Below are 25,170 nucleotides of genomic sequence, written 5' to 3'. Positions count from 1 at the left end.
ATGGCGCCCTTCTTGTTTCCAGAGTCAGGCCGCCTAGGCAACCCGGTTGCGCCCCCGGCGCTTGGCCTCGTAGAGGCGCTGGTCCACGCACTGCAGCCAGTCATCCATGCGACGATAGCCCATCTGATAGGAGGTGAGCCCCACGCTGATGGTGACGGTGATCGCCTGCTGCTGGTAGACAAAGTGGTGACGCTCCACCAGCTGGCGGGTGCGTTCCATGATGACATGAGCCTCCTCCAGGCCCACCCCCCGCAGCAACATGATGAATTCCTCCCCGCCAAAGCGCGCCACCAGATCCTTGCTGCGCACCGCCTGCATCAGCAGGCTGGCCAGCTCTTCCAGCACCGCATCCCCGGCGAGGTGGCCATGCTCGTCGTTGATCTGCTTGAAGAAGTCGATGTCTATCAGCGCCAGACAGCAGGCCTCTCCCCCGGCGGGATGGCGCTGGATGTGCTCCAGAACCACGTTGGCCTGGCTGAAGAAGCTGCTGCGGTTGGGCAGCTTGGTAAGAAAGTCGTGCTCGGCGTTGAAGCGCAGTACCCGCTCCATCCGGCTGCGTTCATCCTCCAGATTGCGGGCATGGATCAGGGTCCCCAGTGCCGTGGTCAGCGGCTCGAGCAGGGCCACCAGCGCATCGTCGAAGCCACCGGGACGGTTGGCCAGAGCTATCATGCCGATGGCCTCCCCCTTGTGGCGGATGGGAATGCCGAGGAAGCTGTCCAGATGGGGATGACCGCGAGGGGAGACACCGCGGCTCGCCGGGTGGCTCGGCAGATCGTTGCAGCACACCAGGATATTGTGGGTGACCACGTGACCGAACAGGTTGTCGAGCTTGCTGAAGATGAGGCCGCCCCGGTTCTGGCGCTGCTGCTCGTACCAGGCATGGGTCTGCTCGTCCCAGGAGACGTTGGAGATGGAGGGAACGTAGAGGCTGGGGTTCCCCTCCTCGTACTGAAGGATGCCGATGAAGCCATAGGTGCTCTGGCTGACGCTCAGCAGCCGCTCAAAGACGGTGTCGCAGGCAGATGCGAGGTTGCGGTCGAGCAGAAAGCTCTGGTGGGCGGCCACGACGATGTCGAACAGCCGGCTCTGCAACTCGACCCGCTGCTTGGCCAGTACCCCGGAGGTGATGTCGTGAGCCAGCTTGATCACCCCGAGCAGGGTTCCCTTCTCGTCAGTGATGGGCATATAGGTCGCATGGATCCAGAGCGTGCCACCCTCTCGCGTGATCCGGCGAAATTCCCCCGAGTGGATTTCACCGTTCAGCACCCTCTGCCAGAAGAGGGCATGCTCGACGTGCTGCTCCCGTGGCAACAACAGCAGGTGGGATTGACCGACCAGCGCCTCGGGTTCGTACCCGAGCATGTTGCAGAAGAGTGGATTGACCGACACGATATGCGCATCGAGATCGAACTCGACCATACCGTAGGCCCGCTCCAGCGCCGTCTGCCTGGCTAGGGATTCATAACGATCGAACGCCTCGATGTTTCGAGGATGAATTGCTGGGGTATTCATGGCTACGATTCCTTTCGCTCGCCGACGCCCCCCGCTGAAATGCGGGAACAAGAGTTCAGAGCATAGGATCCGGCACTCGGTTACGCGAACACGAGTCCCATTTGATGCAGCCAGGCACTTGCCACATCCAGCGCCCGGGCGCAGACTGTCTGGCCTTGCCCTGGTTCGAGGAGACCCCATGACACCCGCCATCAACCTGCTGAAGAAGCTGAAGATCCCCCACAAGCTCTATCCCTACGAATGCGAGGCCCACGACGATTTTGGCAAGCATGCCGCGACCCAGCTCGGCCTGCCCGAGGAACGCGTGTTCAAGACGCTGCTCGCCCATCACGACAAGCAGGCGGTGGTCGCCATAGTCCCCTCATCGGGCATGTGTAGCCTCAAACAACTCGCCAAGGCGACCGGGCTCAAGAAGGTGGAGATGATGAAGCCCCTCGACGCCGAGAAGCTGACCGGCTACAAGGTGGGCGGCATCAGTCCTCTGGCCCAGAAGAAGCCGTTGCCCACCGTGCTGGACGACTCCGCCATGGCCTTCGACGAGATCCTGGTCAGCGGCGGCAAGCGCGGCCTCTCGGTCGGGGTGGCGCCGGCAGACATGGTGCGCCTGATGAACTGGATTGCCGCCCCCATCGGCGATCACCACGACTGATCAGAACGAAGGGGCTCCGACATCGGAGCCCCTTCGCGGGTGACCAGAGCACGGCGGGCGATAGAGTCCGCCTCCCCCCTTCCCTATGACTCTGCCAGACGGCAGATGGCGGTCAGCTCGGAGAGGCGCAGCCGCTGGCGCCCTGCCGCATCGAAGTTGCCCTCGTCCAGCCAGCGCTCGAAGCACGCCTTCAGGGCGGGCCACTCGCCGTCGATGACCGAGAACCAGGCCGTGTCCCGGCTGTGCCCCTTGTCCACCCTTGCCTGACGGAAGGTCCCCTCATAGTGGAAGCCGAGTCGCAGCGCCGCCTGCCAGGAGGGGCGGTTCAGGGCGTTGCACTTCCACTCGTACCGCCTGTACCCCAGGGCAAAGGCATTGTCCATCATCAGTGCCATGGCCGCCGTCGCCAGCCGCGACTGCTGCAAGGCTGGCGAGAAGTGCAGCCAGCCCACTTCCATGCTGCCCGCCCTGGGGTCGATGCGCAGGTAGCTGGCAAGTCCCAGCGCCTTGCCGCTCGCCTCGTCCACGATGGCGTAGAACTGGGGATCTGCATTCAGGCTGATCCCACGCAGCCACTCCCCCATGGCCGCCTCGTCCGCGAAGGGGCCGCTGGTGAGATAGGTCCACATGGCCCCGTTGTCGGCGTCGAAGGCCTGCCACAGATCGGCACTGTGGCGCTCGGGATCGAGCGGCGCCAGGAGGCAGCCCCAGCCGCTCAGCTCCCGATGAGGGGGAAATTCGGCGCCGCGCCACTCGGGCAGCGCCTGGCCCAGAGGCTGACCAAAGCGGTTGGTGAAGGGGGCCTCTTGCTTTGTCTGGCTATCAGCAGGCACAGGTGATCCCCCCTTCCAGCAGCACACCGGGTTCGCTGCCGGTGGCGACCGCAAAACCGTCCTGGCGCCACCAGTGCAGGCCTCCTATCAGCTCCTTGACCTCGAAACCGAGCGCTGCCAGCTTGTAGGCACCCTGGGTAGAGCCGTTGCAGCCGATGCCGTCGCAGTAGCAGACATAGACCTTGTCCCGGGCCAGCCGCGCCGTATTCTCCGGATTCATGGTGCGATGGGGGAAGGAGACGGCACCCGGAATGTGCCCCTCGGCGTAATGCTCGGGGGAGCGGGTGTCGATGATCACTATGCCCGCCTCCCCGGCCAGCAGATCCGCAGCCAGATCCGCCGGATCGGTACGAAACTTCAGCTGGGCTTCGAAGAAGGCACTGGCTTCCACGGGGCTCGCCACCCCGGTACGCAATACATGACTCATCCTGAACACTCCTTGTGATTAGACGACTATCTCTGTGGTGACGACGGTGTTGACCGAATTGGCGATGAAGCACTCCTCGTGGGCCTGGTGGTGCAGTTGCGCCAGCTCGTCATAGGTGGGCTCGCGCTCGCCCCCGAAGACGACCCTGGGGCGCAGGGTGACTGCGGTCATGGCGAGGCGCCCCAGCCCGTTCTTCGCCATGATGCCGACGGCCTCGTCCCGGTAGCGCTCCACCAGATAGCCCGCCTTCGCCGCCAGCCAGAGGAAGGTGAGCATGTGGCAACTGGAGAGGGCGGCCACGAAGGCTTCCTCCGGATCCACATTCTCGGCCACCGAATAAGGCAGCGGCACCACATGGGGTGAGGAAGAGGCCGGCACCCTGACCCCGCCATCGAACGCCCACTCGTGGGCCCGGCTGTAGCGCTGATCGACGAAGGGCTCGTGGGCCCCCCGCTGCCAACTGATGGTGGCGTTGTATTCCGACATGCAGACTCCTTCTGTTGCCAATCCAGTAGCCAATCGTGACGCCAATGGGCTGGCGTCACTGCCTGTCCAACAATGTAGCGATAAAATGGCCTTGCCACGCCGACCAATTTTGCCAATATGAGCAGACCACTTTCCCCAAAGAGAGCCAGCCATGACGGTCCTGCCCACACTCTTTGCCAGCCAGGCGCAGCACGATCTGCCGCTCCATGAGCAGCTGGTACGCACCCTGCGGGCAGCTATTCTGGCGGGCCACCTGCCCCTGCACAGTCGCCTGCCCGCCAGTCGCCCCCTGGCACGGGATCTCGGCGTTTCCCGCAGCACGGTGGAGCTGGCCTATGGCCGGCTCGAAGCGGAGGGATACCTGGTGCGCAAGATGGGGGCCGGCAGCTTCGTCGCCCTGGCGGCGGTACGCCCGGCGCCGCGCCAGGCCCAGTCGGCGGCGGGCCTCTCCTGCCGTGGTCAGGAGATGGCCGACGGGGGGGCCTGCCACGACGTGCCCGAAGTGGGGGCCTCTTTTGCCTCCAGCCAGCCGGATCCCCGCCTCTTCCCCCAGGCGCTCTGGGGGCGACTGATGCAGCAGCAGTGGCGCCAGCGCGCCGGCGACTGGATGAACTACGGGGATCCCCAGGGGCTGGGGGAGTTGCGGGCCGCCATCAGCAGCTATCTGGTGCAGTCCCGTGGCGTGGTGTGCGAGCCGGATCAGATCCTGATCCTCACCAGCTCCCAGCAGGGCATACTGCTCGCAACCCAGCTGCTCATCGATGCCGGGGACACCGTCTGGGTGGAGGATCCCGGCTATCCGGGGGCCCGCACCGCCATGGAGAGTGCTGGGGCCCGTGTGCACCCGGTGCCGGTGGACGAGGAGGGTCTCCAGCCGGCGGGGGCGCACCCCAGGCCCAGGCTCATCTACTGCACACCGGCCCACCAGTATCCCCTCGGCGTGCCCATGAGCCTGAGCCGGCGCATGACGCTGCTGGCCGAGGCCGAGCGGCACGGCGCCTGGATCCTGGAGGATGACTACGACGGGGAGTACCAGTACGACCAGCGCCCGCTGCCCGCCCTGCAGGGGCTGGACGGCCAGGGGCGCGTCCTCTACGTGGGCACCTTCAGCAAGGTGCTGTTTGGCTCGCTGCGTCTCGCCTATCTGGTGCTGCCACGGCCGCTGATGGCCGCCTTCAGCCGGGCCCGGGCCGCGGTCGATGGCCACAGCAACCAGTTCCAGCAGGCGGTGACGGCCGACTTCATCCGGGGCGGCCACTTCGCCACCCACCTGCGCCAGAGTCGCCTCGTCTACCAGAGCCGGCGGGATCTGCTGCTGGCGGAGCTGGCCGAGCACTGCCCCGCCCTCACCCCCATCCACAGCGGCGCCGGTCTGCAGTGCGCCGTGCAGCTGCCCCCCGGCGGGGAGGCGCGCTGGACAGCGATCGCCAACGCCCGGGGGCTGGGGCTGCGTCCCCTGCACCAGTTCCACCTCGCCGCCCCCGAGCGGGAGGGCTGGCTGCTCGGCTTTGCCAGCCTCGACAACCAGACCCTGCGCCAGCTGTGTCGCCGCCTGGGGCAGCTGATGCGATCCGTCTGACCGGCACGCCAACAGGTCAGAGGTGCCAGGGCCTGATAGCGCTGGGTCCAAGGGGGAAGGGCGCACTATACTGGGCGCAACGACGCAGCAGAACAGGGCCCAGATGCACCGACTCCTCTTTCTCCTCCTCGCGCTCATCCTCCCGTCCTCCCCGATGGCGGCCACCCGATTCACGCTGATCGGCCCGGAAAGCAGTGAAGACGCCCGCATGGACTACTACCGTGCGGCGATGCAGCTGGCGCTGGAGAAGACCCGCCCCGAATACGGTGACTACGAGCTGCTGGATGCGCTCAGGATGAACAAGGCCAGGATGCGGATCGAGGTGCAAAAGCCGGGCAAGAGTGCCCTCTTCATCATCGACAGCTGGCCCCAGGAGCGGCCTCATCCCGAGGTCAGCCTGCTCCCCTTCCCCATCGATCTCGGCATTCTCAGCTACCGGGTCTGCTTCGTCGGGCAGGACAGCGCGCAGGCGCTGGCCAGCGTCAACTCTCTTGCCCAGTTGCAGGGCTTCAGCCAGGGGGTGGGCAAGGGGTGGCGTGATGCGGAGATCCTGCGCTACAACGGCTTCAGGGTGCATGAGGTGAGCAACTACGAGTCGCTGTTTCGCCTGGTGGCCCGTGGCCGGGTCGACCTCTTCTGCCGCGGGGCCAACGAGATACTGACGGAGTGGGAGCGCCACCACCCCGATCTGCCCGAGCTGGCGGTCGATAACCATCTGGTCCTCTTCTACCCGCTGCTCCACGCCTTCTACAGCCATGCGAACTACGGCAAGGAGCGCGAGCGCCTGCGGCTCGGTCTGCAACTGGCCTGGGAGGACGGTTCCCTCAAGCGGCTCTGGCGCCAGCACTTCCAGCCCTCCCTGGCCTTCACCCGGCTGGCGTCACGGCAGATGTTCAGCCTGGCCAATCCCCTGCTGCCCGGCTCCGGGGCCGACTACAAGGCCTACCTCTATGATCCTGCCCGGGACGACTTTGGCATTAATCGCCAGGGCAGCCAGAAGCACTGACCCCTAACCCTGTTCGCGGCAGAGGGCGAGCCAGGCCTCGGCGGTGCGGGAGAGGTAGCGATCCCTTGGCCAGATCACCCCGAGCCGCCAGCTCAGCTCCGGCACCAGGGGGCGCAGCACCAGGCCATCCGGCGTCAGTCGCCGGCAGATGGGCTCGGGCAGGAAGGCAACCCCCATGCCGCTGCGCACCATGGCGGTGAGAAAGTCCCACTGGCTGCTGCGGGCCGCCACCTGGGGTACGAACCCCGCCTCCGCACACCCCTGCTCCAGCCGCTCGCTCAGGGTGAAGGCCTGGGTGTAGAGCAGAAAAGGTTCCTCTTTCAAGTCCGCCAGCCGGATCTCCCGGCTCTCCCGCCAGCGCGGCTGATCCGGCAGCACCACCCGGATGGGGTACTGGTCCAGCACCAGGGTGCAGAGGGCCCCCTCCTCCCGGGTCGGCAGCATGGTGATGGCGAGATCCAGCTCTCCCTCCAGCACCGCCTGCTCAATGCGCCGGCCACCGTACTCGACCAGGGAGAGCTCCACCTTCGGATAGCGGCTGCGATAGGCGCGGATCAGATCCGCATAGACGTGGCCCACCATGGGGGGAATGCCGAGAGCCAGCCGGCCGAAGCGCAGGCTCTGCAGATCCGCCAGCTCCGCCTCCAGCTGCTGCATCTCCGCCAATATGGTCTGGGCCCGGTTGAACAGCACCTGGCCGCTGTCGGTCAGGGTGAAGCGGCGCCCCGCGCGGTTCAGCAGGGGCTGGCCCAGCTCCTCCTCCATGTTGCGGATCATCTTGCTGATGGTGGGCTGGGTGACGAACAACTTCTCGGAGGCACGGGTGAAGCTCTGCTCCCGTACCAGCTCGACGAAGTAACGCAGGGCTCGGATATCCATGGCGATCTCCTGGCTGGCAAAGAGCCTTAATCATGCCTCTTTGGCATGAATTTGATAATTTAAATTCATTTTTTGCAGGTTTTGGCCCTCTTTATACTGTGAGCAGGTTCACAGAAAGATGCCCGCCATGAAAACCCTCTGCCTTCGCTGGTTGCAAACCCCCTTCCAAATCGCCCTGCTGGCGGCCATCTGGCTGCTGGCAGACACCGCGGTACGCACCTTCCACCTGCCCCTGCCCGCCAACCTGACCGGCATGTTGCTGCTGCTCGCCTGCATCCTGCTCGGGGTGGTGAAGGTCCGGTGGTTCAGCGCCGGCGCCCGCTGGCTGCTGGCGGAGATGCTGCTCTTCTTCGTGCCCGCCGTGGTGGCCGTGGTCAACTATCAGGATCTGCTGCTGCAGGAGGGGTGGCGCATCATGGTGGTGCTGGTCGTCAGCACTGTGCTGGTGCTCGGCACCACGGCGCTGGTGGTGGACAGGGTCTATCGCCTCGAGCTGAAGCTGGCCCGCCGGAGTCGCCGCCATGTCTGACTCCCTGCTCGGCCTGCTCTGCTTCGCCCTCACCCTGCTCTTCTACTACGCCAGCAAGTGGCTCTATGGCAAGAAACGCATCCTGCCCCTGATGCCCCTGCTGCTGGCCCCCACCCTGCTGGTGGCGGTGGTCATGCTGTTCCACATCCCTTACCAGGACTACATGGCGGAATCCCGCTGGCTGCTCTGGCTGCTGGGCCCCGCCACCGTCGCCTTCGCGGTGCCCGTCTACGAGAACCGCCAGCTGATGCGCCGCCACTGGCTCTCCCTGTCGGTGGGGGTGGTGGCGTCCGTGGTGATGGCGGTGGGCAGCACAGTGCTGTTGGCCCGCTGGCTGAACCTCTCCGAGCTGCTGCAGCGCAGCATGGCCATGCGCTCCATCACCACCCCCTTTGCGGTGGAGGCGACCCGCTCCGTGGGGGGCAACGCCGACCTCACCGCCCTGTTCGTGGTGCTGACCGGGGTGATCGGCATGGCGGTGGGGGAGAGCGTGCTGACGGTGCTCGCCATTCGCAGCCGCCTCGGCAAGGGGGCGGGCTTTGGCGCCTCGGCCCACGGGGCCGGGACAGCCCGGGCCTATCAGATGGGCAACGAGGAGGGGGTGGTCTCCAGCATGGTGATGATGATCGCCGGCATGGCCACCGTGCTGCTCGCCCCCCTGCTGGGCCGGCTGTTCTGGTAACGCCCTCCCGTCAATCATCCAACAAAAAAGAGGCGCCCCAGGGCGCCCCTTCTCATTGCGTGGTGTCACGCAGCCTCAGAGGCTGGCGCAGATCTGCCACAGATCGTACTGGATGGCGGCCGCCGTCACCTCGCGACCCGCCCCCGGCCCCTGGATAACCAGAGGGTTGGTGCGATAGCTGTCGCTCTCGATGGCGAACACGTTGTCGCAGGGCAAGAGGTTCGCAAACGGGTGGTGAGGCTCCAGCGCCTCCAGCCCGACCCGCGCCTTGCCGTCGTGCTCGAAGCGGGCGACGTAGCGCAGCACCTTGCCGACCCGGCGCGCCCCCTCGAACGCGGTCAGGATGGGATCGTCCAGATCCTTGAGCCGGTCCATGAACTGATCCGTGCTCACCTTGCGCAGGGCCGGGGGCACCAGGTTCTCCAGCTCGATGTCGGCGGAGTCGAGCTCGAAGCCCGCCTCCCGCGCCAGAATGAGCAGCTTGCGGCGCACATCCTGGCCGGAGAGATCCTCCCGGGGATCCGGCTCCGTCAGGCCGTGCTGCCACGCCTCGTCCACCAGCTCGGAGAAGGGACGGGTGCCGTCATACTGCTGGAACAGCCAGGAGAGGGTGCCGGAGAAGATGCCGGAAACCCCCTGGATGCGGTCACCGCTCTGGCGCAGCATCTGGATGCTGGACTGGATGGGCAGCCCGGCCCCCACGGTGGCGTTGTAGCGCCACTGCACCTGATGGTCGCGGCAAGTCTGCTTGATGCGCTGGTAGAACTCGCTGTCGGCGGCACCGGCAAACTTGTTGGCGGCGATGATGTGGACGCCGAGCTGGGCGAAGTCCGGGTAATAACGGCTCACCGTCTCGCTCGCGGTCAGGTCCAGGGCGATGAGGGCGTCAAAGCCGTGCTGCTCCAGCTGGGAGAGCAGCTCGGGCCAGATGAGCGGCCTGGGATTGAAGCTGTCGCGTACCTTGAGCGGGTCCAGCCCCTCTTCATCCAGCAACCCCCCTTCCGAGCTGAACACCCCGTAGAGGGTGAGTGCCAGATTGAGCTCGTGCTCGAGGCGCGCCTTCTCCCGGGCGTAGAGCCCCAGCCAGTGGCCGCCGATGTTGCCCTTGCCGAACACCACCAGGCCGACCCGGGTCGGGCGGCTGAACAGGGCACTGTGCAGGGCGATGAGCAGCGGCTCCAGCACCACCTGGCGCAGCACGGCCACCAGGCTCAGGCCGTCTTTGGCCACCTGGACGAACTCCAGGGGCTGATCCGCCAGCAACTGGTAGAAGCGGTGGCACTGCTCGGCGTTGTCGGTGACGCCGGCGCCCACCAGGGCGACCAGGCTGAACCCCTCCTTCTGGATGAGGCCGGTGAAGTTGCCCTGCAGCTGGAAGTCCCGCAGCACCTCGAAGGCCCCTTGTGCCACCTCCAGGGTGTAGGCGAGGCGCAGCACCCGGCGATCCGGCTGGCGCTGCAGGGTGAGCGGGTGGAGGCGATGACGGGCCAGGTGGGCCTCGATGGCTGCCACCGTCTGCTCAAAGTGGGTCTGCGGCAGCACCTTCAACTCGATGAGGGCTATCTGATCCACCGAGGAGACGATGCGGGCACCGCCGGAGCGCGGGGCGCGGCGCAGAATGTGGGTGCAACCCTCGTCCGGGTTGTAGCTGCAACGCAGGGTCAGGCGCTGACGGCTGTCGGCCACCGGCTGCAGGGTGCGCGAATGGAGCACGGAGGATCCGAGACGGGCCAGTTCGTTGGCCTCGGCGAGGCTCAGACGCTCCAGCAGGCGCGCCTCCTTCACCCGACGCGGGTCGGCACTGTAGACCCCGGCCACGTCGCTCCAGATGGTGGTGGACTCGCCGTCCGCCAGGGCTGCCAGCAGGCTGGCGCTGTAGTCGGAACCGTTGCGCCCCAACAGCAGGGAACGCCCTTCCATGTCGGCGGCGATGAAGCCGGTCACCACGATGCGGCCGGGATGCTCCGCCAGGCGGGCCTTGAGCAGTTCGCTGGAAAGGGCGGTATCCACCTTGACCAGGGCGCCGTCTTCCGCGCGCAGGAAGCTGCGGGCATCGAGCCAGGCGGCCGGTTCGCCACGACTGGTGAGCAGGGCGGCCAGGAGGCGCGCCGACCACACTTCGCCAAAGGCGAGCAGGCCGTTGCGCTCGAAGCGGTCAAACTGCCCCTCCAGGGTCTTGGCGATGAGCTGCATGTCGTCCGCCAGTTGCTGGCTCAGGGAGAGCAACAGCTCCCCTTCCAGCAGGCCGTCGATCAGGCTCTGCTGGTAGGCGTGCAGGGCCGTGATGGCTTCCCCTGCGGCTTCGTCTCCCGCCTCGGCCAGCTCCACCAGCTGGATCAGCCGGTTGGTGGTCTTGCCAGCGGCGGAGACCACCACCAGTTCATGACCACCCGCCTGCTGCTCTATGATGGCGGCGACCCGGCGATAGCAGACCGGATCCGCCAGGCTGCTGCCGCCGAACTTGTGCACATGGCGCCGCTTGAAGACTGCCTCTGTCACCACCACACACTCTCCTTGCTGTTGCTGTTCCATTACTTCACCTGTTCTGCCTGTTGTGCCAACTGCGCCTGTTCAAAACCTCTAGCCAGATCGGCCACCAGATCTTCACCGTGTTCGATGCCGACCGAGAGGCGCAGCAACTGGGCGCTGATGCCCGCCGCCTGCTGGGCCGCCGGTGTCATGGCCCTGTGGGTCATGCTGGCCGGGTGGGCCACCAGGCTCTCCACCCCGCCGAGGGACTCGGCCACCGAGAAGAAGGTAAGGCCCGCGAGGAAGGCGCGAATGCCCGCCTCGTTGCAATCGAGCTCAAAACTTAGCATGGCGCCGAAGCCGGACTGTTGACGGCGCGCAATGTCGTGGCCCGGATGGCTCGGCAGGCTGGGGTGGTAGATGCGCTTGACCAGCGGCTGGGTCTGCAGGAAGGCGAGGATGCGATCCGTGTTCTCCTGATGGGTGCGCAGCCGGGGAGCCAGGGTGCGCAGGCCCCGCAGGGTGAGATAGGAATCGAACGCACCTGAGGTCAGCCCCAGGCAGTTGGCCCACCACACCAGGGACTCGGCCAGCGCGGGCTCCTTGGCGATGGCGACCCCGCCCACCACGTCGGAGTGGCCGTTGATGTACTTGGTGGTGGAGTGGACCACCACGTCCGCCCCGAGCGCCAGCGGCTGCTGCAACAGGGGGGAGAGGAAGGTGTTGTCCACCACCACACGGGCGCCCGCAGCGTGGGACGCCTCGGCGATGGCCGCGATGTCCACCACCCGCAGCAGCGGGTTGGAGGGGGTCTCTACCCACACCAGCGCAGGTTTTTGCGAAAGTGCCTCGGCCAGTGCCACCTCGTCCCCCTGATCGACGAACTGCACCTGGTAGTGGCCCTTGGCCGCCAGGTACTCGAACAGGCGCCAGGTGCCGCCGTAGCAGTCGTGGGGAGCGATCAGCAGATCTCCCGCCTTGAGCAGGGCCGTGGTCACCAGGTGGACAGCCCCCATGCCGGTGCCGGTCACGACGGCACCGGCCCCCCCTTCCAGGGCCGCCAGGGCGTCCGCCAGATTGGTGCGGGTCGGGTTGCCGGAGCGGGCATAGTCGTATTGACGGGGCTCGCCAAAGTCGGCGAAGGTGTAGTTGCTGGAGAGGTAGATGGGCGGCACCACGGCACCGTGCTGTGTGTCTGTCTCAATCCCGGTGCGTACCGCCAGGGTGGCCTTGTGGGTCATGTCACTCTCCTTGATGTCTCTTCAAACGCCGGTTCGCTGTTGCTGCCACGCGTCATCCCGCCATTGCAGGCTCATGGTGCACCACACTACGCCAGCTTAAAAAAGCCGTCAACACTTCCAGACGTCTAAATGGCTTTGCTGTTGGATTGCCATTGAAATCCTTAAGGGTTAAAATCCGCGCTCACGGCCAAACGAGAACAGGTGGAACATGGGTACAGAGTGGAACGGCGACTACGTCAGCCCCTATGCGGAGCACGGCAAGAAGAGCGAGCAGGTCAAGAAGATTACCGTCTCGATCCCGCTCAAGGTGCTCAAGGTGTTGACCGATGAGCGCACCCGTCGCCAGGTGAACAACCTGCGTCATGCGACCAACAGCGAGCTGCTCTGTGAGGCCTTCCTGCACGCATTCACCGGCCAGCCGCTGCCTTGCGACGACGATCTGCGCAAGGATCATCCGGACAGCGTGCCCGCCGAGGCGCGTGCCATCATGGAAGCGCTGGGCAAGGAAATCGAAGATTTCGACGCCGAGTGATCCGGCTGCCCATGGCAAACGACGCTTTCCCTTCGATGACGCGGCCCGGTGCCGCGTCATCGCTATCCGCCTCCCCCTTCAGCCTGCGCCGCTACCAGCACGACACACACAGTCACAGCCATGACCATGCCCAGCTGGTGATCCCCCTGGATGGCCCCCTCGAAATCGAGGTGCAGGGCCAGGGCCGCCGCCTCGCCCCGGGGTCGGTCTGCGTCATCCCGCCTGGCCTTCGCCACGACTACGCCGCCGATCCGGCGTTCTCGTTTCTGGTGCAGGAGAGCGACTGGCTGCCCCACTCCCTCGGTGAACGTCCCTTCCTCGAGCTGGACGACACTCAACGGCATTATCTCGCCTTTCTGCACCGCATGGTGGCAGAGGGGCGCCATCTGGCCGGTATGGATCAGGTGTGGCTCGGGCTGCTGGCCGAGGGGCGCGGCATGCCCGCCATCGCCCCTCGTATCGCCAGGGTACAGCGCCATATCGAGGCCCACCTCGCCCAGCACCTCACCAACGAGCGGCTCGCCGCCATCGCCTGCCTCGGCCAGAGCCAGTTCAAGCACGCCTTTCGCCAGCAGGTGGGCATGAGCGTCTCCCGCTACATCCTGGAGCGGCGCCTGACGCTGGCCCGCACCCTGCTGGCCCGGACCGCCCTGCCCATCGGCGAGGTGGCCAGTCGCTGCGGCTACCAGAATCAGGGGGCCTTCGCCGAGCGCTTCCTGGCCGAGACCGGCCTCACCCCCACCCTCTGGCGCCGACAAAACGGCTCCCTGCCGTAACCGAACGGCCCCTCACCGAAGACAGCGCCCTCCTTTCACGGCATGCTGGAGCCCATGCAAGCCATGGCAGAGGAGGAGCCAAGATGCAGACCATAAGCTGGCAGGATTTCGAGATGGTGGAGCTCAGGGTCGGCACCCTGGTGCGGGTCGAGCCCTTCCCCGAGGCGCGCAAGCCTGCCTACAAGGTGTGGGCGGATTTTGGGCCCGAGCTCGGGGTGCGCAAGAGCAGCGCCCAGATCACCGACCTCTATCGACCGGAGGATCTGGTGGGGCGCCAGATCGTCGCCGTGGTCAACTTCCCCCCCAAGCAGATAGGGCCCATCCAGTCGGAGTTCCTGCTGACCGGCTTCTACCGCCCGGATGGCGCCGTGGTGATCGCCATCCCTGAGCAGGCGGTGGAGAACGGTGCCAGGCTGGGTTGACGCAGCAGGCCCCATGAAAAGAGAGAGGCGACCCCGGGGTCGCCTCTCTCTTTTTGCTGTTCGCGAAACGCGGTCACTTCATCAGGCTGAAGAGCAGGGCCGACACCGCCAGGGCACCGGTCAGCAGGATGAAGCCGTTCACCCAGCCGTGACGGAAGCGGGCCAGCGCCTCCACCTTGTAGATGGCCACCACCGGCATGATGAAGAGGATCATGGCGATGACAGGGCCGGAGAGGGTTTCCATCAACCCCAGGATGCCCGGGTTCATGACGGCCGCCCCCCAGATGGCGAAGAACATCAGGGCGATGCCGAGCTTGTCCGCCTTCGCCAGCGACAGGCCGGTGGGCTTGGCGAGCAGGCTTTTGAGGCTTTCGCGGGCACCCAGGAAGTGGCCGAGGAAGGAAGAGCTGATGGCTATGAAGGCGATGAGCGGCCCCAGGGTCACGATCACCGGGTTGTCGGTGATGTTGGCGAGATAGGAGAGCACGGAAACGTTCTGGGCCTTGGCCTCGGCCAGCTGGGCCGGGGAGAGGCTCAGCACGCAGGAGAAGACGAAGAAGAGCACGAAGCCCACCAGCATGACGGTGGTATTGCGCAGGATCAGGCCGCTCTTGGCCTCCGCCTGCTCGCCATATTCCCGGCGCTGCACGTTGGCAAAGCCGGAGATGGCGGCGGCATGGCTGAAGGCGAACACGGTGACCGGCAACGCCAGCCAGACGGTGTTGAGGAAACTGACGCTTTCAAAGGCGGTCACTTCCGGCCACTGCCACTGGGGAATGAGGTAGCAGGAGAGCGCCAGCAGGATCGCCGCCAGCGGGTAAACCATGACGGCGAAGGCGCGCAGCATCGCCTTCTCCCCGGCCAGCATCACGGCGATCATGGCGAACACCAGCACACCGGAGAGCATCACCCGATCCGGCATGGCGGTGCCCAACTGATTGACCATGAAGCTCTCCACCGTGTTGGTCAGCCCGACGCCATAGATGAGCAGGATCGGGAAGATGGAGAGGAAGTAGAGGGCCGAGATGAGGCGACCGGCCATCTTGCCGAAGTGTTCCTCGGCCACCTCGGTGAAGTCGGCGTGGGGACGGGAAGAGGAGAGCACGAAGCGCGCCAGCCCGCGGTGGGCCAGGAAGGTCATGGGGCCGGCCAGTACGGCGACCACCATGAGAGGCCAGATCCCCCCCAGTCCCAGGTTGATGGGCAGGAACAGGATGCCGGCACCGACAGCGGTGCCAAACAGGCTGATGACCCAATGGGTGTCGTGACGGCGCCAGCTGCTGGCAGTCGGGGTGGATTGGGAGGCGGACAGCTCCCGGGAGGCTTCTGCAGATAAACTCATCGGCAAACCACTTTCACATAGTATTAAAATCTAAAAACATTGTGCTCTTTTAGAATTTAATTCTCAAAAATAGACAGTGGCAGATCTCACTGGCTGAACCGAGGTTTACCAGTGAGATTGGGCGAGAGTTGGCCCAAGCGGCTTTTATCTAATCCTGAAAACACACTGAATGCGAAATATAAAACCAAATTATCATTCAGGTTTGATTTTTTATATTGGTTAAATCAACCTTTTCAGAATTACATGAAAATATGCACCAATTAACCTCCCGTAATTGCGACGATTCACTACCACAAGCCGATTAACCAGCGAATCCACCTAAAAACTACGCAAATAAACAGCATAACACTCCAAGCAATCAGGCGGCCCTGAGGCCGCCTGATGGTTGCATATGGTACTCACGTCAGGGCTCAGTGGGCCAGGATCCTGCCCCAGGCGAGCTCAGGGTCCCCCATCACGATGAAGTCAGGGTTCTCCAGCGACTCCGTCTCGTTGTAGCGCAGCGGCTGCAGCGCCAGGCTGAGGATGCGGCCACCCGCCGCCTCGACGATGCACTGGGCGGCGGCGGTGTCCCACTCGCCGGTGGGGCCGAGGCGCACGTAGCAGTCGGCGACCCCCTCCGCCACCAGGCAGGACTTGAGGGAGCTGGAGCCAAGCGGGATCAGCTCGTAATGGATGGCAGGGTTGAGGCGACGGGTCAGGTTCTCCAGCTTCTGGCGGCGGCTGATGGCCACCACCAGGGAGTCGGGCTGATCGTGTTCGTGGTGAATGGCGCTGATGGGATGCACCTCGCCGTTCGCCTCCTTGAAGGCGCCGTGACCGCGCACCGCCCAGTAGAGCAGGTCCGACTCGGGGGCATAGATGACCCCGAGCACCGGCACATTGTCCCGCACCAGGGCGATCAGGGTGGCGAAGTCACCGCTGCCGGCGATGAACTCGCCGGTGCCGTCGAGCGGGTCCACCAGCCAGTACTGGCGCCAGTTGGAACGCTGGCTGAAGGGGATGTCGGCCGCCTCTTCCGTCAGCACGGGGACATGGGGAGTGAGCGCTGCCAACGCCTGTTTGAGGTAGGCGTCGGCAGCAAGATCGGCACTGGTGACCGGGGTCGCATCCTCCTTCAACTGGCGCTCGAACTGACCGCCGCGATAGATCTCGTGAAGGATCCGCCCCGCTTCGCGGGCGATCTCCTTGACCTCCGGTATCCAGGCCAACAACTCCTGCATAATCCTGCCCTCTGTCTCTGATTACCAAACAGCCCCGAACGGGCTAATCCTCCTGCTCCGCCAGCCACTTCTGGGCCAGCAGCAGGGCGCTGATGCTGCGCGACTCGGTGAAGTCGGGGCGCGCCAGCAAGTCGTCGATGCGGTTGAGGGGCCAGGGGATCACCTCGAGTGGTTCGGGCTCGTCGCCGACCCGCTGCTCGGGGTAAAGATCCCGCGCCAGCAAGATGTCCATCCGGCTGGAGAAGTAGCCGGGCGCCAGAGACACCTGCTTGAGCAGGGTCAGGCTGGCGGCCCCGAAGCCCGCCTCCTCCATCAGCTCCCGGTTGCCCGCCTCGAGGGCGCTCTCGCCCGGGTCGATCAGCCCCTTGGGAAAACCCAGCTCGTAGGAGTGGGTGCCGGCGGCATACTCGCGCACCAGCAGCAGGGTATGGGCATCGAACAGGGGCACCACCATGACGGCGCCCCGGTTGCCGCCGCGCATCCGCTCGTAGACCCGCTCCTCGCCGTTGGAGAATTTCAGGTGCAGGGACTCCACCTTGAACAAGCGACTCTCGGCCACTATCTCGGCCTTGAGGATCTCTGGCTTGCTCTTGTCGTGGGCCATGGTCTCGGCACTGAGGTGCACGGGGTTGCGCTTGCGGGGATCGCTCATCGGGGCTGACTGCTCGTTAAAAAATCGTGTTTCAAGAGTAAACGACTACCAGGGCGAACACCACGGGGCAAGGGCGGGAAAGATGCCCGAAAAATCCGTTATAATGCGCCCCGTTTTCCCCACTCCCCATAGACATCGAGAGACCCCATGCCGACTCCCCTGCCCTGGCACCAGATAGATACCGTTTTGCTCGACATGGACGGCACCCTGATCGATCTCCATTTTGACAACCACCTGTGGCAGACCCTGGTGCCGGCGCGCTACGCCGAGCGACTCGGCCTGCCGCTCGCCGAGGCGAAGGCGCAGATAGATGCCCATTATCACGCCGTCAGCGGCACCCTCCACTGGTACTGCGTGGATTACTGGACCCGGACGCTCGGGCTCGACATCCGCGCCCTCAAGCAGGAGATCCTCGAGAAGATCCAGTGGCGTCCCCACGTCATCCCCTTCCTGGCCGCGCTCAAGGCCGCCGGCAAGCAGCTGGTGCTCTTCACCAATGCCCACCCCGCCAGCCTGTCGGTCAAGGATGCGTGCCTCGGCCTCGCCGAGCACCTCGATCTCATGGTGAGCACCCACGAGCTGGGCTGGTCGAAGGAGAGCCAGCACTGCTGGCAGGCACTGGCCGAGCGGCTGGCGTTCGACCCGGCCCGCACCCTGTTCGTGGATGACAGCGAGCGGATCCTGCGCGCCGCCGCCGATTACGGCATCGGCTACCAGCTCGCCATCCAGAACCCGGACAGCCGGCAGCCCGAGCAGCGCATCACCGCCTTCCCGGCGATCCGCGACTACGCCGAGCTGTTGCCCCTCGGCGCCTGACACCCTCAAGGCCCTCCTCGCGAGGGCCTTGTCATATCGGCTCAGCAGCCAGTCCGCTGATTAAAGCCCTCAAGCTGCATCGCGCGGGGCCAGTACCCCCATGCCGGCCAGGTAGTCGAAGGCGCTTGGAGTGAAGCCAAGCTCTGCGAGGTGCGCCGCCGTGAAGGGGGCACAGTGCAAGGGCAAGCCGCGGCTCACCCGTTCCATCCAGTCCGGATTGCCGATGGCCGCCGTGCCCACCGCCACCAGATCGGCGCCGCCCGCCAGAGCCAGCTCGGCCGAATCTGCGTCGTGGATCTTGCCCGCCACCATGAGCGGCACCCGCCCAGCCAACCCGACCCGCACCGCCTCCAGCAGGGCGCCGCCGTCGGGATCCCCCGCCACCGCCTTGAAGCTGTCCCCCATGGAGAAGTGCAGGTAGTCGATCCCCTCGTCCGCCAGCAGGTGCGCCACCGCCAGCTGATGGGGCAGCTCTATGCCCTGGATATGGGCATAGCTCTCGGGGGAGAGGCGCACCCCGACCAGAAAGCTCCGGGGCAGGCGGGCGCGGATGCCGCGCACTATCTCCACCAGGATCCGCGCCCGGTTGGCGATGCTGCCACCCCAGCGGTCGGTGCGCCGGTTGTGCAGGGGGTTGAGGAAATTGCAGAGCAAGAAGTTGTGGGCGGCGTGCAACTCGACCCCGTGCAGGCCGGCGCCATGGGCCCGCTCGGCGGCGCCCACGAAGGCGTCAATGAGCGTCAGAATCTCCTCCTCGCTCAGCCCCTTGACCCCGAGGGGGTAGCGCCCGCCCGGCGCCAGCTCGCACGGGCCCACCGGCGCCCCGTCGTTCAGTTCGGGCAGAGCCCGCATCCCGCCGTGATGCAGTTGCACCACCGCCAGCGCCCCGGCCTGCCGCGCACTGTCGGCCAGGGCCGTGAAGGCCAGCTGCTGGGTGTCGGTCATCAGGGCCGGCTGCCCCGCCCAGCAGCGTCCGCCGGGCTGTACCTGGGTAGCGGCGGCGATGAGCAGGCCGAAACCGCCCTGGGCGCAGCGCGCCAGCCAGTCGAGCTCGGCCTGACCGGGATCGCCGTCGGCGCCGCTCATGTTGTGGGTCAAAGGGGCCAGCACGGCCCGGTTCTTGAGCCGCAATCCGGCCCGTTCGAAGTGGAAGCTGTCGCCAAGTGCCTTGTTCATCGCCCTCTCCCGAGATCGCAATGGAATGCCGCCACTATAAACCGGGACAATCAGGATATAATCAGGCACACAAGCAAGGCATTCATTCCCATCAAGACACAATAGGCCACCCCTCATGCGTCACCACAAGCTCGACACCCTCTACCTGATGCGCCTGCTGGTCGCCATCGTCCGCTGCGGATCCTTCGCCGCCGCCGCCGCCCAGCTCGGCATTACCCCGAGCAAGGCGTCCAAGGATCTGCGCCACCTGGAGCAGAGCCTTGGCAACACGCTCCTGAGCCGAACCACCCGCCGGGTACAGCTGACCGACGCGGGGGAGCTCACCTACCGTCAGGCCGACCAGATGATCGCCCTGCACGAGCAATTGCTGGACGGCCTGCAGCGCCGCCGCTCGGCCCTGTGCGGGGAGCTGCGCATCACGGCGCCGGATCTGTGGGGCGAGGTGGTGCTGACCCCGGTACTGCTGCGCTTTCGCGCCGACCACCCCGAGGTGCGGATCATCGCCGACTTCAGCAATACCCCGGCCGACCTGCTGCGCGACAACCTGCACGTGGCGTTTCGCAGCACCGAGCTTGGCTCCCAGCCCTATCTGGCGCGCTCCATCGCGGTGGATGATCTGGTGCTCTGCGCCAGCGCCGACTACCTGGAGCGCCACCCGCCCTTGAGCGAGCCGCAGGATCTGCAGCAGCACCCTCTCATCACCCGCTGCCAGGAGTACAGCCGCCACGAGCGCTGGACCCTGCTTGCCCAGGGGCGCGAGATCCCGCTGGAAGTGGCGGGCGAGCTGGCCTTCAGCAGCAAGAGGGCAATTCACCAGGCGATGCGCCAGGGGCTGGGGATCGCCCGCCTGCCGCGCTACCTGGTGGCGGCCGAGCTGGCCGAGGGGGTGGTGCGCGAGGTGCTGCCCGACTACCGTCCCAAGGGGGCCCATTTCTATGCCCTCTACACCCAGCGCCGTGCCGAGTCGGCCCTGGTCGGCCACTTCCTCGACTACGTCATCGAGGCGCTCACCCCCTCATGAGCGGATCACCAGGTGGTACTGCTTCTTGCCCCGGCGCAGCAGCAGATAGCGGCCGAACAGCCAGTCGCCGTCGGTCACTGGCTCATCCCGGCGGATCGCGCCGTTGAGGCTGACCGCCCCCGCCGCCAGCAGCTCGCGGGCGATGCGCCTGGAATTCGCCAGGCCACACTGCACCAGCAGGGTCACCAGATCCGCTTCCCCCTCGATGGGGCTGCTCGGCAGGCCATCCTGGGCCAGCTGGGCCAGATCGCTCTCGCCAAGGCGAGCCACGTCACCGCTGAACAAGAGCTCACTGATGCGCCGCGCCGCCGCCAGCGCCCCCTTGCCGTGCACCAGCTCGGTCAGCTCGTCCGCCAGCACCTGCTGGGCCAGCTTGCGCCCTTGCCGCTTGGCGTCCTCCGCCTCCAGCGCCTCAATCTCGGCCAGCGGCATAAAGCTGTAGTAGCGCAGGAAGCGGTAGACATCCTCGTCCGCGGTGCCGAGCCAGAACTGGTAGAAGGCGTAGGGTGAGGTGAGCGCCGGATCCAGCCAGATTGCGCCCCCTTCCGTCTTGCCAAACTTGGTGCCGTCCGCCTTGGTGATGAGCGGCAGCGTCATGCCATAGACCTGGGCATGATGCAGCCGCCGGGTGAGATCCATGCCGCTGGTGATGTTGCCCCACTGGTCGTTGCCGCCGATCTGCAGGGTGCAGCCGAGACGCTGGTTGAGCACGGCGAAGTCCTGGGATTGCAGCAGGGCGTAGGAGAACTCGGTGAAGGAGATGCCCTGATCCGGGCGGGCCAGGCGCTGGCGCACCGATTCGCGGGCCAGCATGGCGTTGACCGAGAAGTGCTTGCCGATATCCCGCAGGAAGTCGAGGGCCGACATCTGCCCCATCCAGTCGGCGTTGTTGACCAGCAGCGGCGCCGCCAGCCCGTCGCTCGCCGGCAGCAGGGCGCTTATCTGGGCCGACAGGCTGGCCACCCAGCCCTGCACCGTCTCGGCGCTGTTGAGGCTGCGCTCGCTTGCCTTGAAGCTGGGATCGCCGATAAGGCCGGTGGCACCGCCCACCAGGGCCACCGGGGTGTGGCCCGCCAGCTGGAAGCGGCGCAGCATCAAGAGCGGCACCAGATGGCCGATGTGCAGGCTGCCGGCGGTGGGATCGAAGCCGCAGTAGACGGTGCGCGGGGTGGCAAGATGGTTGGCCAGCGCCGCCGGGTCGGAATTCTGGGCCACCAGGCCGCGTCGGGTCAGCTCATCGAGCAGGTGGGGGTTGATCATGGGTGCTCCAACAGCAGGGGAAAAGCCCACATCCTCGCCGCTCCGGTTCGCGCCGAATATGTCCCCCAGGGGACAGTTTTGCCATTCCCGTGCTAGCATCCTGCCATAGTGGGTAGCCAGCCCAGCCACCCGGAACTTATCGCCATGACCCAACGCCCATGATCCAGCCCCTTGCCACAGACGCTCTGACCCGCAGCATGACCGAGGTAATCGATGCCCTGCATGGCAGCGGCTTCCCGGCAGCCCTGGTGCGCCTTATCCAGCAGCAGGTGGCGTTCGACTGCGCCCTGCTGCTCGGGGTGGGGCAGCGCCCCGTCTACCTCTACGACAACCTGCACCACCAGCGGGCCCTGTTGTTCGACCACTACCTCACCCGCCACTTCAGCCAGGATCCCTTTATGCAGGCGCTGGAACAGGGGCTGGGGGCCGGGGTCTGGACCCTGGCGCAGGTGTCGCACGGGCGACTCGACCCCGAGTATCGCCACCACTTCTATCAGGCCACCGGCTGGCAGGAGGAGGTGGGGCTGATCCTGCCGGTGCGGGGCGGCCTCACCCTGATGCTGTTTCTGGGGCGGCTCGACAAACGCAGCTCCCTCAGTCGTGACGAGCTGGCCCGGCTGGAGGCCCTGTTCCCGCTGGTACACGCCCTGTGCCGCCAACACTGGCGGGAGGGAGCCGCGCTGCTGGCCCAGAGCCCGGCGCTGCCGGGTGGCGCCGATCTCAAGGCGACCGTGGAGCAGGCCATCGCCAGCGTGGGGGGGGCAAGCCTCACCCGCCGCGAACGCCAGGTGGCGGGATTGCTGCTGCAAGGGCTGGATACCGAGGCCATTGCCGGAGCGCTCGGCATCGGCAGCGGCACGGTGAAGAATCATCGCAAACACCTCTACGCCAAGCTGCACCTGCGCTCCCGGGCCGAGCTGTTCCGCTTCTTCCTCAATCACCTCATCACGGCACCATTCGGCACACCCTCATAACGACACCACCCCGCCGGGGCGGGGTGGTGTACATAGTTGCCAAATCAGACAGCAAGGCCGTCAGATGCGGCCCTGGTAGCGCAGCGGGAAGCGCCCCTGACCGTCGGGCTGTCCGAGGAAGGGCAGCCCCTGCTTCATCTGCTCCGGCAGCTCGGGCCCGGGTTTCAGGGTCCCCTGGAACAGGTACTGGCGATTGGCTTGCAGCTCCAGCTTGCCCAGCACCTGCACCGCCTCCGAGCCCTGCTTGATCTCGGCCACCAGCCGGGAGTCGAGGCAGGTCAGCTTGATCTCGGGATCCCCCAGCGCCAGCTTGCCCGCCGGGGTATCCGCCTCGGCGTCATACCAGTGGAGGTCGCCATAGAGGTTGTCACACCAGGGAGTGCCCTGGGCAAACTGATCGATCTTGAGCAGCAGCTGGCCCGCCGCCATCAGGGGGAAGGGAGGTCTCATCGGCACCCGCTCCAGCACCCAGGGGGCCGGCGCATTCAGGGTGATGTCGCGACCGAAGGCCGCGCCGTTCCAGCCGACTACCCCCTGGCCATTGAGGCCGCCGCGCTCGCCAAAGCGCAGGGAGACTTCAGGGGCAAAGCGCAGCAGGGACCAGCCGTTGAGCTCCCAGCGCAGCTGGGTCAGCGACTCGCTGGCGTATTGCAGGCGGGCCACCTGGCCGCTCCAGAGGGTACCGCTCACTCCCTCCATCCTCACCAGGTTGGGGGGCAGCGGCAGGTGGCGCACCACCAGGCTGGCCGGCAGCTGGGCCAGCAGGAAAACCAGATAGGCCGCCAGAAACAGCACGGCAATCAGCACTCTTTGCTTCATAGAAAACGACTCGACTGCAAGCGCCCGATCAGGTGCGAGGCGAAGGCCGGATGACCGGCGGCCAAGGCCCTGATCGGGGCGGGTTGTTTCATTGGGGGCGACTCAGCTGCAAACGTCTGACCTTGACCAGGCCCGGTGCCAGCCCCTCGCGGGCCACCTCGATGATCTGCACCTGCACCCCGTACTGATCGGAGAGGGTCGCCAGCCAGATCAAGAGGTCATCGAACGGCACAGTGTCTATCCAGACCTGCAGCTCCTGGCCCTGGGGCTGCAGCCGGGCAATCTTGATCTTCTGGTTGAAGGCGGTGCGGTTCACCACCCCGTCCAGGGTGCCGCTGGTATCGATCTGGCGACCCTGACCACCCTGCATCGCCAGCACCTCCTGCCCCTTCTCCTTGAGCCAGGCCAGGGTCTGCTGCTGATTGACCACCTGGCGCTCGCGCTCGGCGATGCGATTGCTGATGGGCTGCCAGATGGCCCAGTAACAGATCCCGATCAGCAGGACGCTGCCCCCGACCGCGACCAGACGCTGCTCGCGAGCACTGATGCTCCGCCACCAGCCTTGCAGTTTGTCCATCATGACGACCTCCCCTTGAGCACCAGCGCCCCTTCGACCTTGCCCTCGGTGCTGCGCACCTCACCCTGCTGCACCTCGAAGCGCTTGCCCGCCAGCTCGCGAAAACGCTCTATCTCGGTGAACCCGGGGGCGGTCACCTGCAACCTGAGCTCGCCCCGGGCCGCGTCGAACCGCATCACCTCGGGCTTGAGGCCGGGCACTTCGGCAAACACGGGGGCCAGCTCGGTCAGCAGCAGCAGGACCCCATCCTGCGGGGCCTGTCCCAGGTTCTTGAGGTGCTGGGTCATCTGGCTGCGCACGTTGACGATGCGCGTCTCCCCCGGGAAGATCCGCGTGTAGACCTGCCGGATCTCTGCCTTGAGGGCCTTGTCCTGTTCCGCCAGCTGGTGCAGATGCACGCCGCGCTGGACCAGGGTCACCAGCAGCAGAATGCCCGCCAGCACGGCCACCTTGCGCCACAGCAACCAGTAGCGGGCGTATTCCGTCTGGGGACGATAGGGCCCCTGCAGCAGGTTGGCCTGGCTGGTGAGCGCGCCCTTGGCGAGCAGCAGCATGGGGAGCTCGGGATCCGCCCCCCGCCAGTTGCCCGCCGCCATGGCGGGGATGGGGGTATGGCTGTTGAGGATGACGGGCTCGGGCTGGGCCGCCAGCAGCATGGCCAGCAGGGACTCCTCCGCCACTATGCCCTGATGGGGCCCCTGGCGGACCAGCCACTCCTCCCCCAGTTGCAGGGCGGACCATCCCTCGGCGGCCAGCGGCAGCGCCAGCACGTCCGGGAGCAGTTGCAGGGTCTTGAGCCCCGCCTGCTGCAACCAGCCGAGCCAGGTCTGCATCTTCTCCTTGTCCACCGCCATCAGATCCACGTCGCGCCCCTGATGAGCGAGCACCACCAGGTGCAGCTCGTCCACGTCGGAGGCGATCTGCTCCTCCAGCAGATAGGGCAGCGCGGCCGCACTCTGGCGGCTGTATTTGCCCGGCAGGCTCACCCGCCGGAAGATCAGATCGCTGCCCGGCACCAGGGTCACCACGGGGCGACCGCCTGCACGCGCCTGCAGCTCGCCGAGGGCATCGGCCGAGGCCAGGATGCCGGAGGCGATGATCTCCTGCTCCTGCGCCGACCACACCAGCCAGTGCACCGGCTGCTGCGCATGGGTCCCCAGACGGATGACCAGACTCTCGCTCACAAATAATTCTCCTGCCATGCCCGCCAGCATATCGTCGATGGGCGGGGTCGCAGCCCTCGGCTGCAATCCGGATGAGGGGCGGGGCGGGCTGAACCCGGCCC

The 25,170-nt window shown here is 66.0% G+C and carries 26 protein-coding genes; 11 read left to right on the top strand and 15 right to left on the bottom strand.

All coding sequences use genetic code 11. The features are described 5' to 3' along the window. Positions 1-33: 33 nt before the first annotated feature. The gene (locus I6L45_RS09460) at positions 34-1,515 is read right to left on the bottom strand and encodes a diguanylate cyclase (RefSeq protein WP_043763117.1); all 1,482 of its coding nucleotides are present in this window, start codon (positions 1,513-1,515) and stop codon (positions 34-36) included. Positions 1,516-1,693: 178 nt separating this feature from the next. Between I6L45_RS09460 and ybaK the strand changes: the two genes are divergently transcribed. Then, a complete protein-coding gene (gene ybaK, locus I6L45_RS09455; protein ID WP_043763115.1) occupies positions 1,694-2,164 on the top strand; it encodes a Cys-tRNA(Pro) deacylase in 471 nt (156 codons plus the stop codon). Positions 2,165-2,247: 83 nt separating this feature from the next. On the opposite strand, the gene I6L45_RS09450 is transcribed toward ybaK, so the two are convergent. Genes I6L45_RS09450 through I6L45_RS09440 form a run of 3 tightly spaced genes read right to left on the bottom strand, consistent with a single transcriptional unit; the run spans position 2,248 to position 3,910 of the window. Further along, complete coding sequence (locus I6L45_RS09450; protein ID WP_216984057.1) at positions 2,248-2,997, bottom strand: GNAT family N-acetyltransferase; 750 nt, start codon at positions 2,995-2,997, stop codon at positions 2,248-2,250. Further along, a complete protein-coding gene (locus I6L45_RS09445; protein ID WP_216984056.1) occupies positions 2,987-3,424 on the bottom strand; it encodes a rhodanese-like domain-containing protein in 438 nt (145 codons plus the stop codon). Before I6L45_RS09445 ends, I6L45_RS09450 begins: the two co-directional genes overlap by 11 nt. A gap of 18 nt (positions 3,425-3,442) precedes the next feature. After that, on the bottom strand, positions 3,443-3,910 hold the full coding sequence (locus I6L45_RS09440; RefSeq protein WP_043763109.1) for an OsmC family protein: 468 nt from the start codon (positions 3,908-3,910) through the stop codon (positions 3,443-3,445). Positions 3,911-4,061: 151 nt separating this feature from the next. Here I6L45_RS09440 and I6L45_RS09435 point away from each other — a divergent pair, with 151 nt between their 5' ends. Then, positions 4,062-5,489: a PLP-dependent aminotransferase family protein gene (locus tag I6L45_RS09435; protein ID WP_216984055.1), complete on the top strand. Its 1,428-nt coding sequence runs from the start codon at positions 4,062-4,064 to the stop codon at positions 5,487-5,489. Between the two features lie 154 nt (positions 5,490-5,643). Further along, entirely contained in the window at positions 5,644-6,495 is an 852-nt protein-coding gene (locus tag I6L45_RS09430) for a hypothetical protein (protein ID WP_216984054.1), read from the top strand. A 3-nt stretch (positions 6,496-6,498) separates the two neighbouring features. Here I6L45_RS09430 and I6L45_RS09425 read toward each other — a convergent pair whose 3' ends face one another. Then, positions 6,499-7,374: a LysR family transcriptional regulator gene (locus I6L45_RS09425; protein WP_216984053.1), complete on the bottom strand. Its 876-nt coding sequence runs from the start codon at positions 7,372-7,374 to the stop codon at positions 6,499-6,501. A gap of 127 nt (positions 7,375-7,501) precedes the next feature. Between I6L45_RS09425 and I6L45_RS09420 the strand changes: the two genes are divergently transcribed. Together I6L45_RS09420 and I6L45_RS09415 are read left to right on the top strand one after the other, a co-directional pair. Continuing rightward, positions 7,502-7,903, top strand: a complete 402-nt coding sequence (locus I6L45_RS09420; RefSeq protein ID WP_216984052.1) for a CidA/LrgA family protein — start codon at positions 7,502-7,504, stop codon at positions 7,901-7,903. Continuing rightward, positions 7,896-8,585, top strand: coding sequence for an LrgB family protein (locus I6L45_RS09415; RefSeq protein WP_043763091.1), 690 nt, complete (start codon positions 7,896-7,898; stop codon positions 8,583-8,585). The genes I6L45_RS09420 and I6L45_RS09415 overlap by 8 nt, the downstream gene beginning before the upstream one ends. 75 nt (positions 8,586-8,660) lie before the next feature. Here I6L45_RS09415 and I6L45_RS09410 read toward each other — a convergent pair whose 3' ends face one another. Together I6L45_RS09410 and metB are read right to left on the bottom strand one after the other, a co-directional pair. Next, complete coding sequence (locus tag I6L45_RS09410; protein ID WP_210547902.1) at positions 8,661-11,117, bottom strand: bifunctional aspartate kinase/homoserine dehydrogenase II; 2,457 nt, start codon at positions 11,115-11,117, stop codon at positions 8,661-8,663. Further along, positions 11,117-12,295, bottom strand: coding sequence for a cystathionine gamma-synthase (gene metB / locus I6L45_RS09405; RefSeq protein WP_216984051.1), 1,179 nt, complete (start codon positions 12,293-12,295; stop codon positions 11,117-11,119). The genes I6L45_RS09410 and metB overlap by 1 nt, the downstream gene beginning before the upstream one ends. A gap of 208 nt (positions 12,296-12,503) precedes the next feature. On the opposite strand from metB, the gene metJ reads away from it, so the two are divergent. The 3 genes from metJ to I6L45_RS09390 all read left to right on the top strand — a co-directional run bounded on the left by metJ (position 12,504) and on the right by I6L45_RS09390 (position 14,025). Further along, positions 12,504-12,827: a met regulon transcriptional regulator MetJ gene (gene metJ, locus I6L45_RS09400; RefSeq protein ID WP_005327165.1), complete on the top strand. Its 324-nt coding sequence runs from the start codon at positions 12,504-12,506 to the stop codon at positions 12,825-12,827. Between the two features lie 35 nt (positions 12,828-12,862). Beyond that, positions 12,863-13,603 (top strand): AraC family transcriptional regulator, encoded by a 741-nt coding sequence (locus I6L45_RS09395; RefSeq protein ID WP_216984050.1) that lies wholly within the window; start codon positions 12,863-12,865, stop codon positions 13,601-13,603. A gap of 83 nt (positions 13,604-13,686) precedes the next feature. Continuing rightward, positions 13,687-14,025 carry a tRNA-binding protein gene (locus I6L45_RS09390; RefSeq protein ID WP_134694569.1) on the top strand — a complete coding sequence of 113 codons (339 nt, stop codon included), beginning with the start codon at positions 13,687-13,689 and terminating at the stop codon, positions 14,023-14,025. 73 nt (positions 14,026-14,098) lie between these two features. On the opposite strand, the gene I6L45_RS09385 is transcribed toward I6L45_RS09390, so the two are convergent. The 3 genes from I6L45_RS09385 to nudE form a co-directional block, all read right to left on the bottom strand. Further along, positions 14,099-15,367, bottom strand: a complete 1,269-nt coding sequence (locus I6L45_RS09385; RefSeq protein WP_216984049.1) for an aromatic amino acid transport family protein — start codon at positions 15,365-15,367, stop codon at positions 14,099-14,101. A 410-nt stretch (positions 15,368-15,777) separates the two neighbouring features. Continuing rightward, entirely contained in the window at positions 15,778-16,590 is an 813-nt protein-coding gene (gene cysQ, locus I6L45_RS09380; RefSeq protein WP_216984048.1) for a 3'(2'),5'-bisphosphate nucleotidase CysQ, read from the bottom strand. 43 nt (positions 16,591-16,633) lie between these two features. After that, positions 16,634-17,242 (bottom strand): ADP compounds hydrolase NudE, encoded by a 609-nt coding sequence (gene nudE / locus I6L45_RS09375; RefSeq protein WP_043763069.1) that lies wholly within the window; start codon positions 17,240-17,242, stop codon positions 16,634-16,636. A 147-nt stretch (positions 17,243-17,389) separates the two neighbouring features. On the opposite strand from nudE, the gene yrfG reads away from it, so the two are divergent. Continuing rightward, the gene (gene yrfG, locus I6L45_RS09370) at positions 17,390-18,058 is read left to right on the top strand and encodes a GMP/IMP nucleotidase (RefSeq protein ID WP_216984047.1); all 669 of its coding nucleotides are present in this window, start codon (positions 17,390-17,392) and stop codon (positions 18,056-18,058) included. A 69-nt stretch (positions 18,059-18,127) separates the two neighbouring features. Here the strand turns inward: yrfG and I6L45_RS09365 are convergent, their stop codons facing one another. Next, entirely contained in the window at positions 18,128-19,234 is a 1,107-nt protein-coding gene (locus I6L45_RS09365) for an NADH:flavin oxidoreductase (RefSeq protein WP_216984046.1), read from the bottom strand. A 115-nt stretch (positions 19,235-19,349) separates the two neighbouring features. Between I6L45_RS09365 and I6L45_RS09360 the strand changes: the two genes are divergently transcribed. Continuing rightward, positions 19,350-20,255, top strand: coding sequence for a LysR family transcriptional regulator (locus tag I6L45_RS09360; RefSeq protein WP_216984045.1), 906 nt, complete (start codon positions 19,350-19,352; stop codon positions 20,253-20,255). Here the strand turns inward: I6L45_RS09360 and tyrS are convergent. Continuing rightward, positions 20,250-21,515 (bottom strand): tyrosine--tRNA ligase, encoded by a 1,266-nt coding sequence (gene tyrS / locus I6L45_RS09355; RefSeq protein WP_216984044.1) that lies wholly within the window; start codon positions 21,513-21,515, stop codon positions 20,250-20,252. The two genes, I6L45_RS09360 and tyrS, sit on opposite strands and share 6 nt — an antisense overlap. Positions 21,516-21,673: 158 nt before the next feature. Here tyrS and I6L45_RS09350 point away from each other — a divergent pair, with 158 nt between their 5' ends. After that, positions 21,674-22,489: a helix-turn-helix transcriptional regulator gene (locus I6L45_RS09350; RefSeq protein ID WP_216984043.1), complete on the top strand. Its 816-nt coding sequence runs from the start codon at positions 21,674-21,676 to the stop codon at positions 22,487-22,489. A gap of 60 nt (positions 22,490-22,549) precedes the next feature. Here the strand turns inward: I6L45_RS09350 and exeN are convergent, their stop codons facing one another. The 3 genes from exeN to exeL form a co-directional block, all read right to left on the bottom strand. Continuing rightward, positions 22,550-23,308 carry a GspN family type II secretion system protein ExeN gene (gene exeN, locus I6L45_RS09345; protein WP_216984042.1) on the bottom strand — a complete coding sequence of 253 codons (759 nt, stop codon included), beginning with the start codon at positions 23,306-23,308 and terminating at the stop codon, positions 22,550-22,552. Between the two features lie 88 nt (positions 23,309-23,396). Beyond that, complete coding sequence (gene exeM / locus I6L45_RS09340; protein ID WP_043763051.1) at positions 23,397-23,888, bottom strand: GspM family type II secretion system protein ExeM; 492 nt, start codon at positions 23,886-23,888, stop codon at positions 23,397-23,399. Then, positions 23,885-25,069 carry a GspL family type II secretion system protein ExeL gene (gene exeL / locus I6L45_RS09335; RefSeq protein WP_216984041.1) on the bottom strand — a complete coding sequence of 395 codons (1,185 nt, stop codon included), beginning with the start codon at positions 25,067-25,069 and terminating at the stop codon, positions 23,885-23,887. The genes exeM and exeL overlap by 4 nt, the downstream gene beginning before the upstream one ends. Positions 25,070-25,170: the final 101 nt, after the last annotated feature.

The sequence above is a fragment of the Aeromonas sp. FDAARGOS 1415 genome (assembly GCF_019048365.1).
GTDB classification, from domain to species: domain Bacteria; phylum Pseudomonadota; class Gammaproteobacteria; order Enterobacterales; family Aeromonadaceae; genus Aeromonas; species Aeromonas taiwanensis.
This window is presented reverse-complemented; position numbering and strand designations above follow the sequence as displayed.

Excerpts from the sequence above, each read along its gene's own strand:
- I6L45_RS09460 (WP_043763117.1), bottom strand. The coding sequence starts at position 1,515 with ATGAATACCCCAGCAATTCATCCTCGAAACATCGAGGCGTTCGATCGT.
- ybaK (WP_043763115.1), top strand. The coding sequence starts at position 1,694 with ATGACACCCGCCATCAACCTGCTGAAGAAGCTGAAGATCCCCCACAAG.
- I6L45_RS09445 (WP_216984056.1), bottom strand. The coding sequence starts at position 3,424 with ATGAGTCATGTATTGCGTACCGGGGTGGCGAGCCCCGTGGAAGCCAGT.
- I6L45_RS09440 (WP_043763109.1), bottom strand. The coding sequence starts at position 3,910 with ATGTCGGAATACAACGCCACCATCAGTTGGCAGCGGGGGGCCCACGAG.
- I6L45_RS09435 (WP_216984055.1), top strand. The coding sequence starts at position 4,062 with ATGACGGTCCTGCCCACACTCTTTGCCAGCCAGGCGCAGCACGATCTG.
- I6L45_RS09430 (WP_216984054.1), top strand. The coding sequence starts at position 5,644 with ATGGCGGCCACCCGATTCACGCTGATCGGCCCGGAAAGCAGTGAAGAC.
- I6L45_RS09425 (WP_216984053.1), bottom strand. The coding sequence starts at position 7,374 with ATGGATATCCGAGCCCTGCGTTACTTCGTCGAGCTGGTACGGGAGCAG.
- I6L45_RS09420 (WP_216984052.1), top strand. The coding sequence starts at position 7,502 with ATGAAAACCCTCTGCCTTCGCTGGTTGCAAACCCCCTTCCAAATCGCC.
- I6L45_RS09415 (WP_043763091.1), top strand. The coding sequence starts at position 7,896 with ATGTCTGACTCCCTGCTCGGCCTGCTCTGCTTCGCCCTCACCCTGCTC.
- I6L45_RS09410 (WP_210547902.1), bottom strand. The coding sequence starts at position 11,117 with ATGGAACAGCAACAGCAAGGAGAGTGTGTGGTGGTGACAGAGGCAGTC.
- metB (WP_216984051.1), bottom strand. The coding sequence starts at position 12,295 with ATGACCCACAAGGCCACCCTGGCGGTACGCACCGGGATTGAGACAGAC.
- metJ (WP_005327165.1), top strand. The coding sequence starts at position 12,504 with ATGGGTACAGAGTGGAACGGCGACTACGTCAGCCCCTATGCGGAGCAC.
- I6L45_RS09395 (WP_216984050.1), top strand. The coding sequence starts at position 12,863 with ATGACGCGGCCCGGTGCCGCGTCATCGCTATCCGCCTCCCCCTTCAGC.
- I6L45_RS09390 (WP_134694569.1), top strand. The coding sequence starts at position 13,687 with ATGCAGACCATAAGCTGGCAGGATTTCGAGATGGTGGAGCTCAGGGTC.
- I6L45_RS09385 (WP_216984049.1), bottom strand. The coding sequence starts at position 15,367 with ATGAGTTTATCTGCAGAAGCCTCCCGGGAGCTGTCCGCCTCCCAATCC.
- cysQ (WP_216984048.1), bottom strand. The coding sequence starts at position 16,590 with ATGCAGGAGTTGTTGGCCTGGATACCGGAGGTCAAGGAGATCGCCCGC.
- nudE (WP_043763069.1), bottom strand. The coding sequence starts at position 17,242 with ATGAGCGATCCCCGCAAGCGCAACCCCGTGCACCTCAGTGCCGAGACC.
- yrfG (WP_216984047.1), top strand. The coding sequence starts at position 17,390 with ATGCCGACTCCCCTGCCCTGGCACCAGATAGATACCGTTTTGCTCGAC.
- I6L45_RS09365 (WP_216984046.1), bottom strand. The coding sequence starts at position 19,234 with ATGAACAAGGCACTTGGCGACAGCTTCCACTTCGAACGGGCCGGATTG.
- I6L45_RS09360 (WP_216984045.1), top strand. The coding sequence starts at position 19,350 with ATGCGTCACCACAAGCTCGACACCCTCTACCTGATGCGCCTGCTGGTC.
- tyrS (WP_216984044.1), bottom strand. The coding sequence starts at position 21,515 with ATGATCAACCCCCACCTGCTCGATGAGCTGACCCGACGCGGCCTGGTG.
- I6L45_RS09350 (WP_216984043.1), top strand. The coding sequence starts at position 21,674 with ATGATCCAGCCCCTTGCCACAGACGCTCTGACCCGCAGCATGACCGAG.
- exeN (WP_216984042.1), bottom strand. The coding sequence starts at position 23,308 with ATGAAGCAAAGAGTGCTGATTGCCGTGCTGTTTCTGGCGGCCTATCTG.
- exeM (WP_043763051.1), bottom strand. The coding sequence starts at position 23,888 with ATGATGGACAAACTGCAAGGCTGGTGGCGGAGCATCAGTGCTCGCGAG.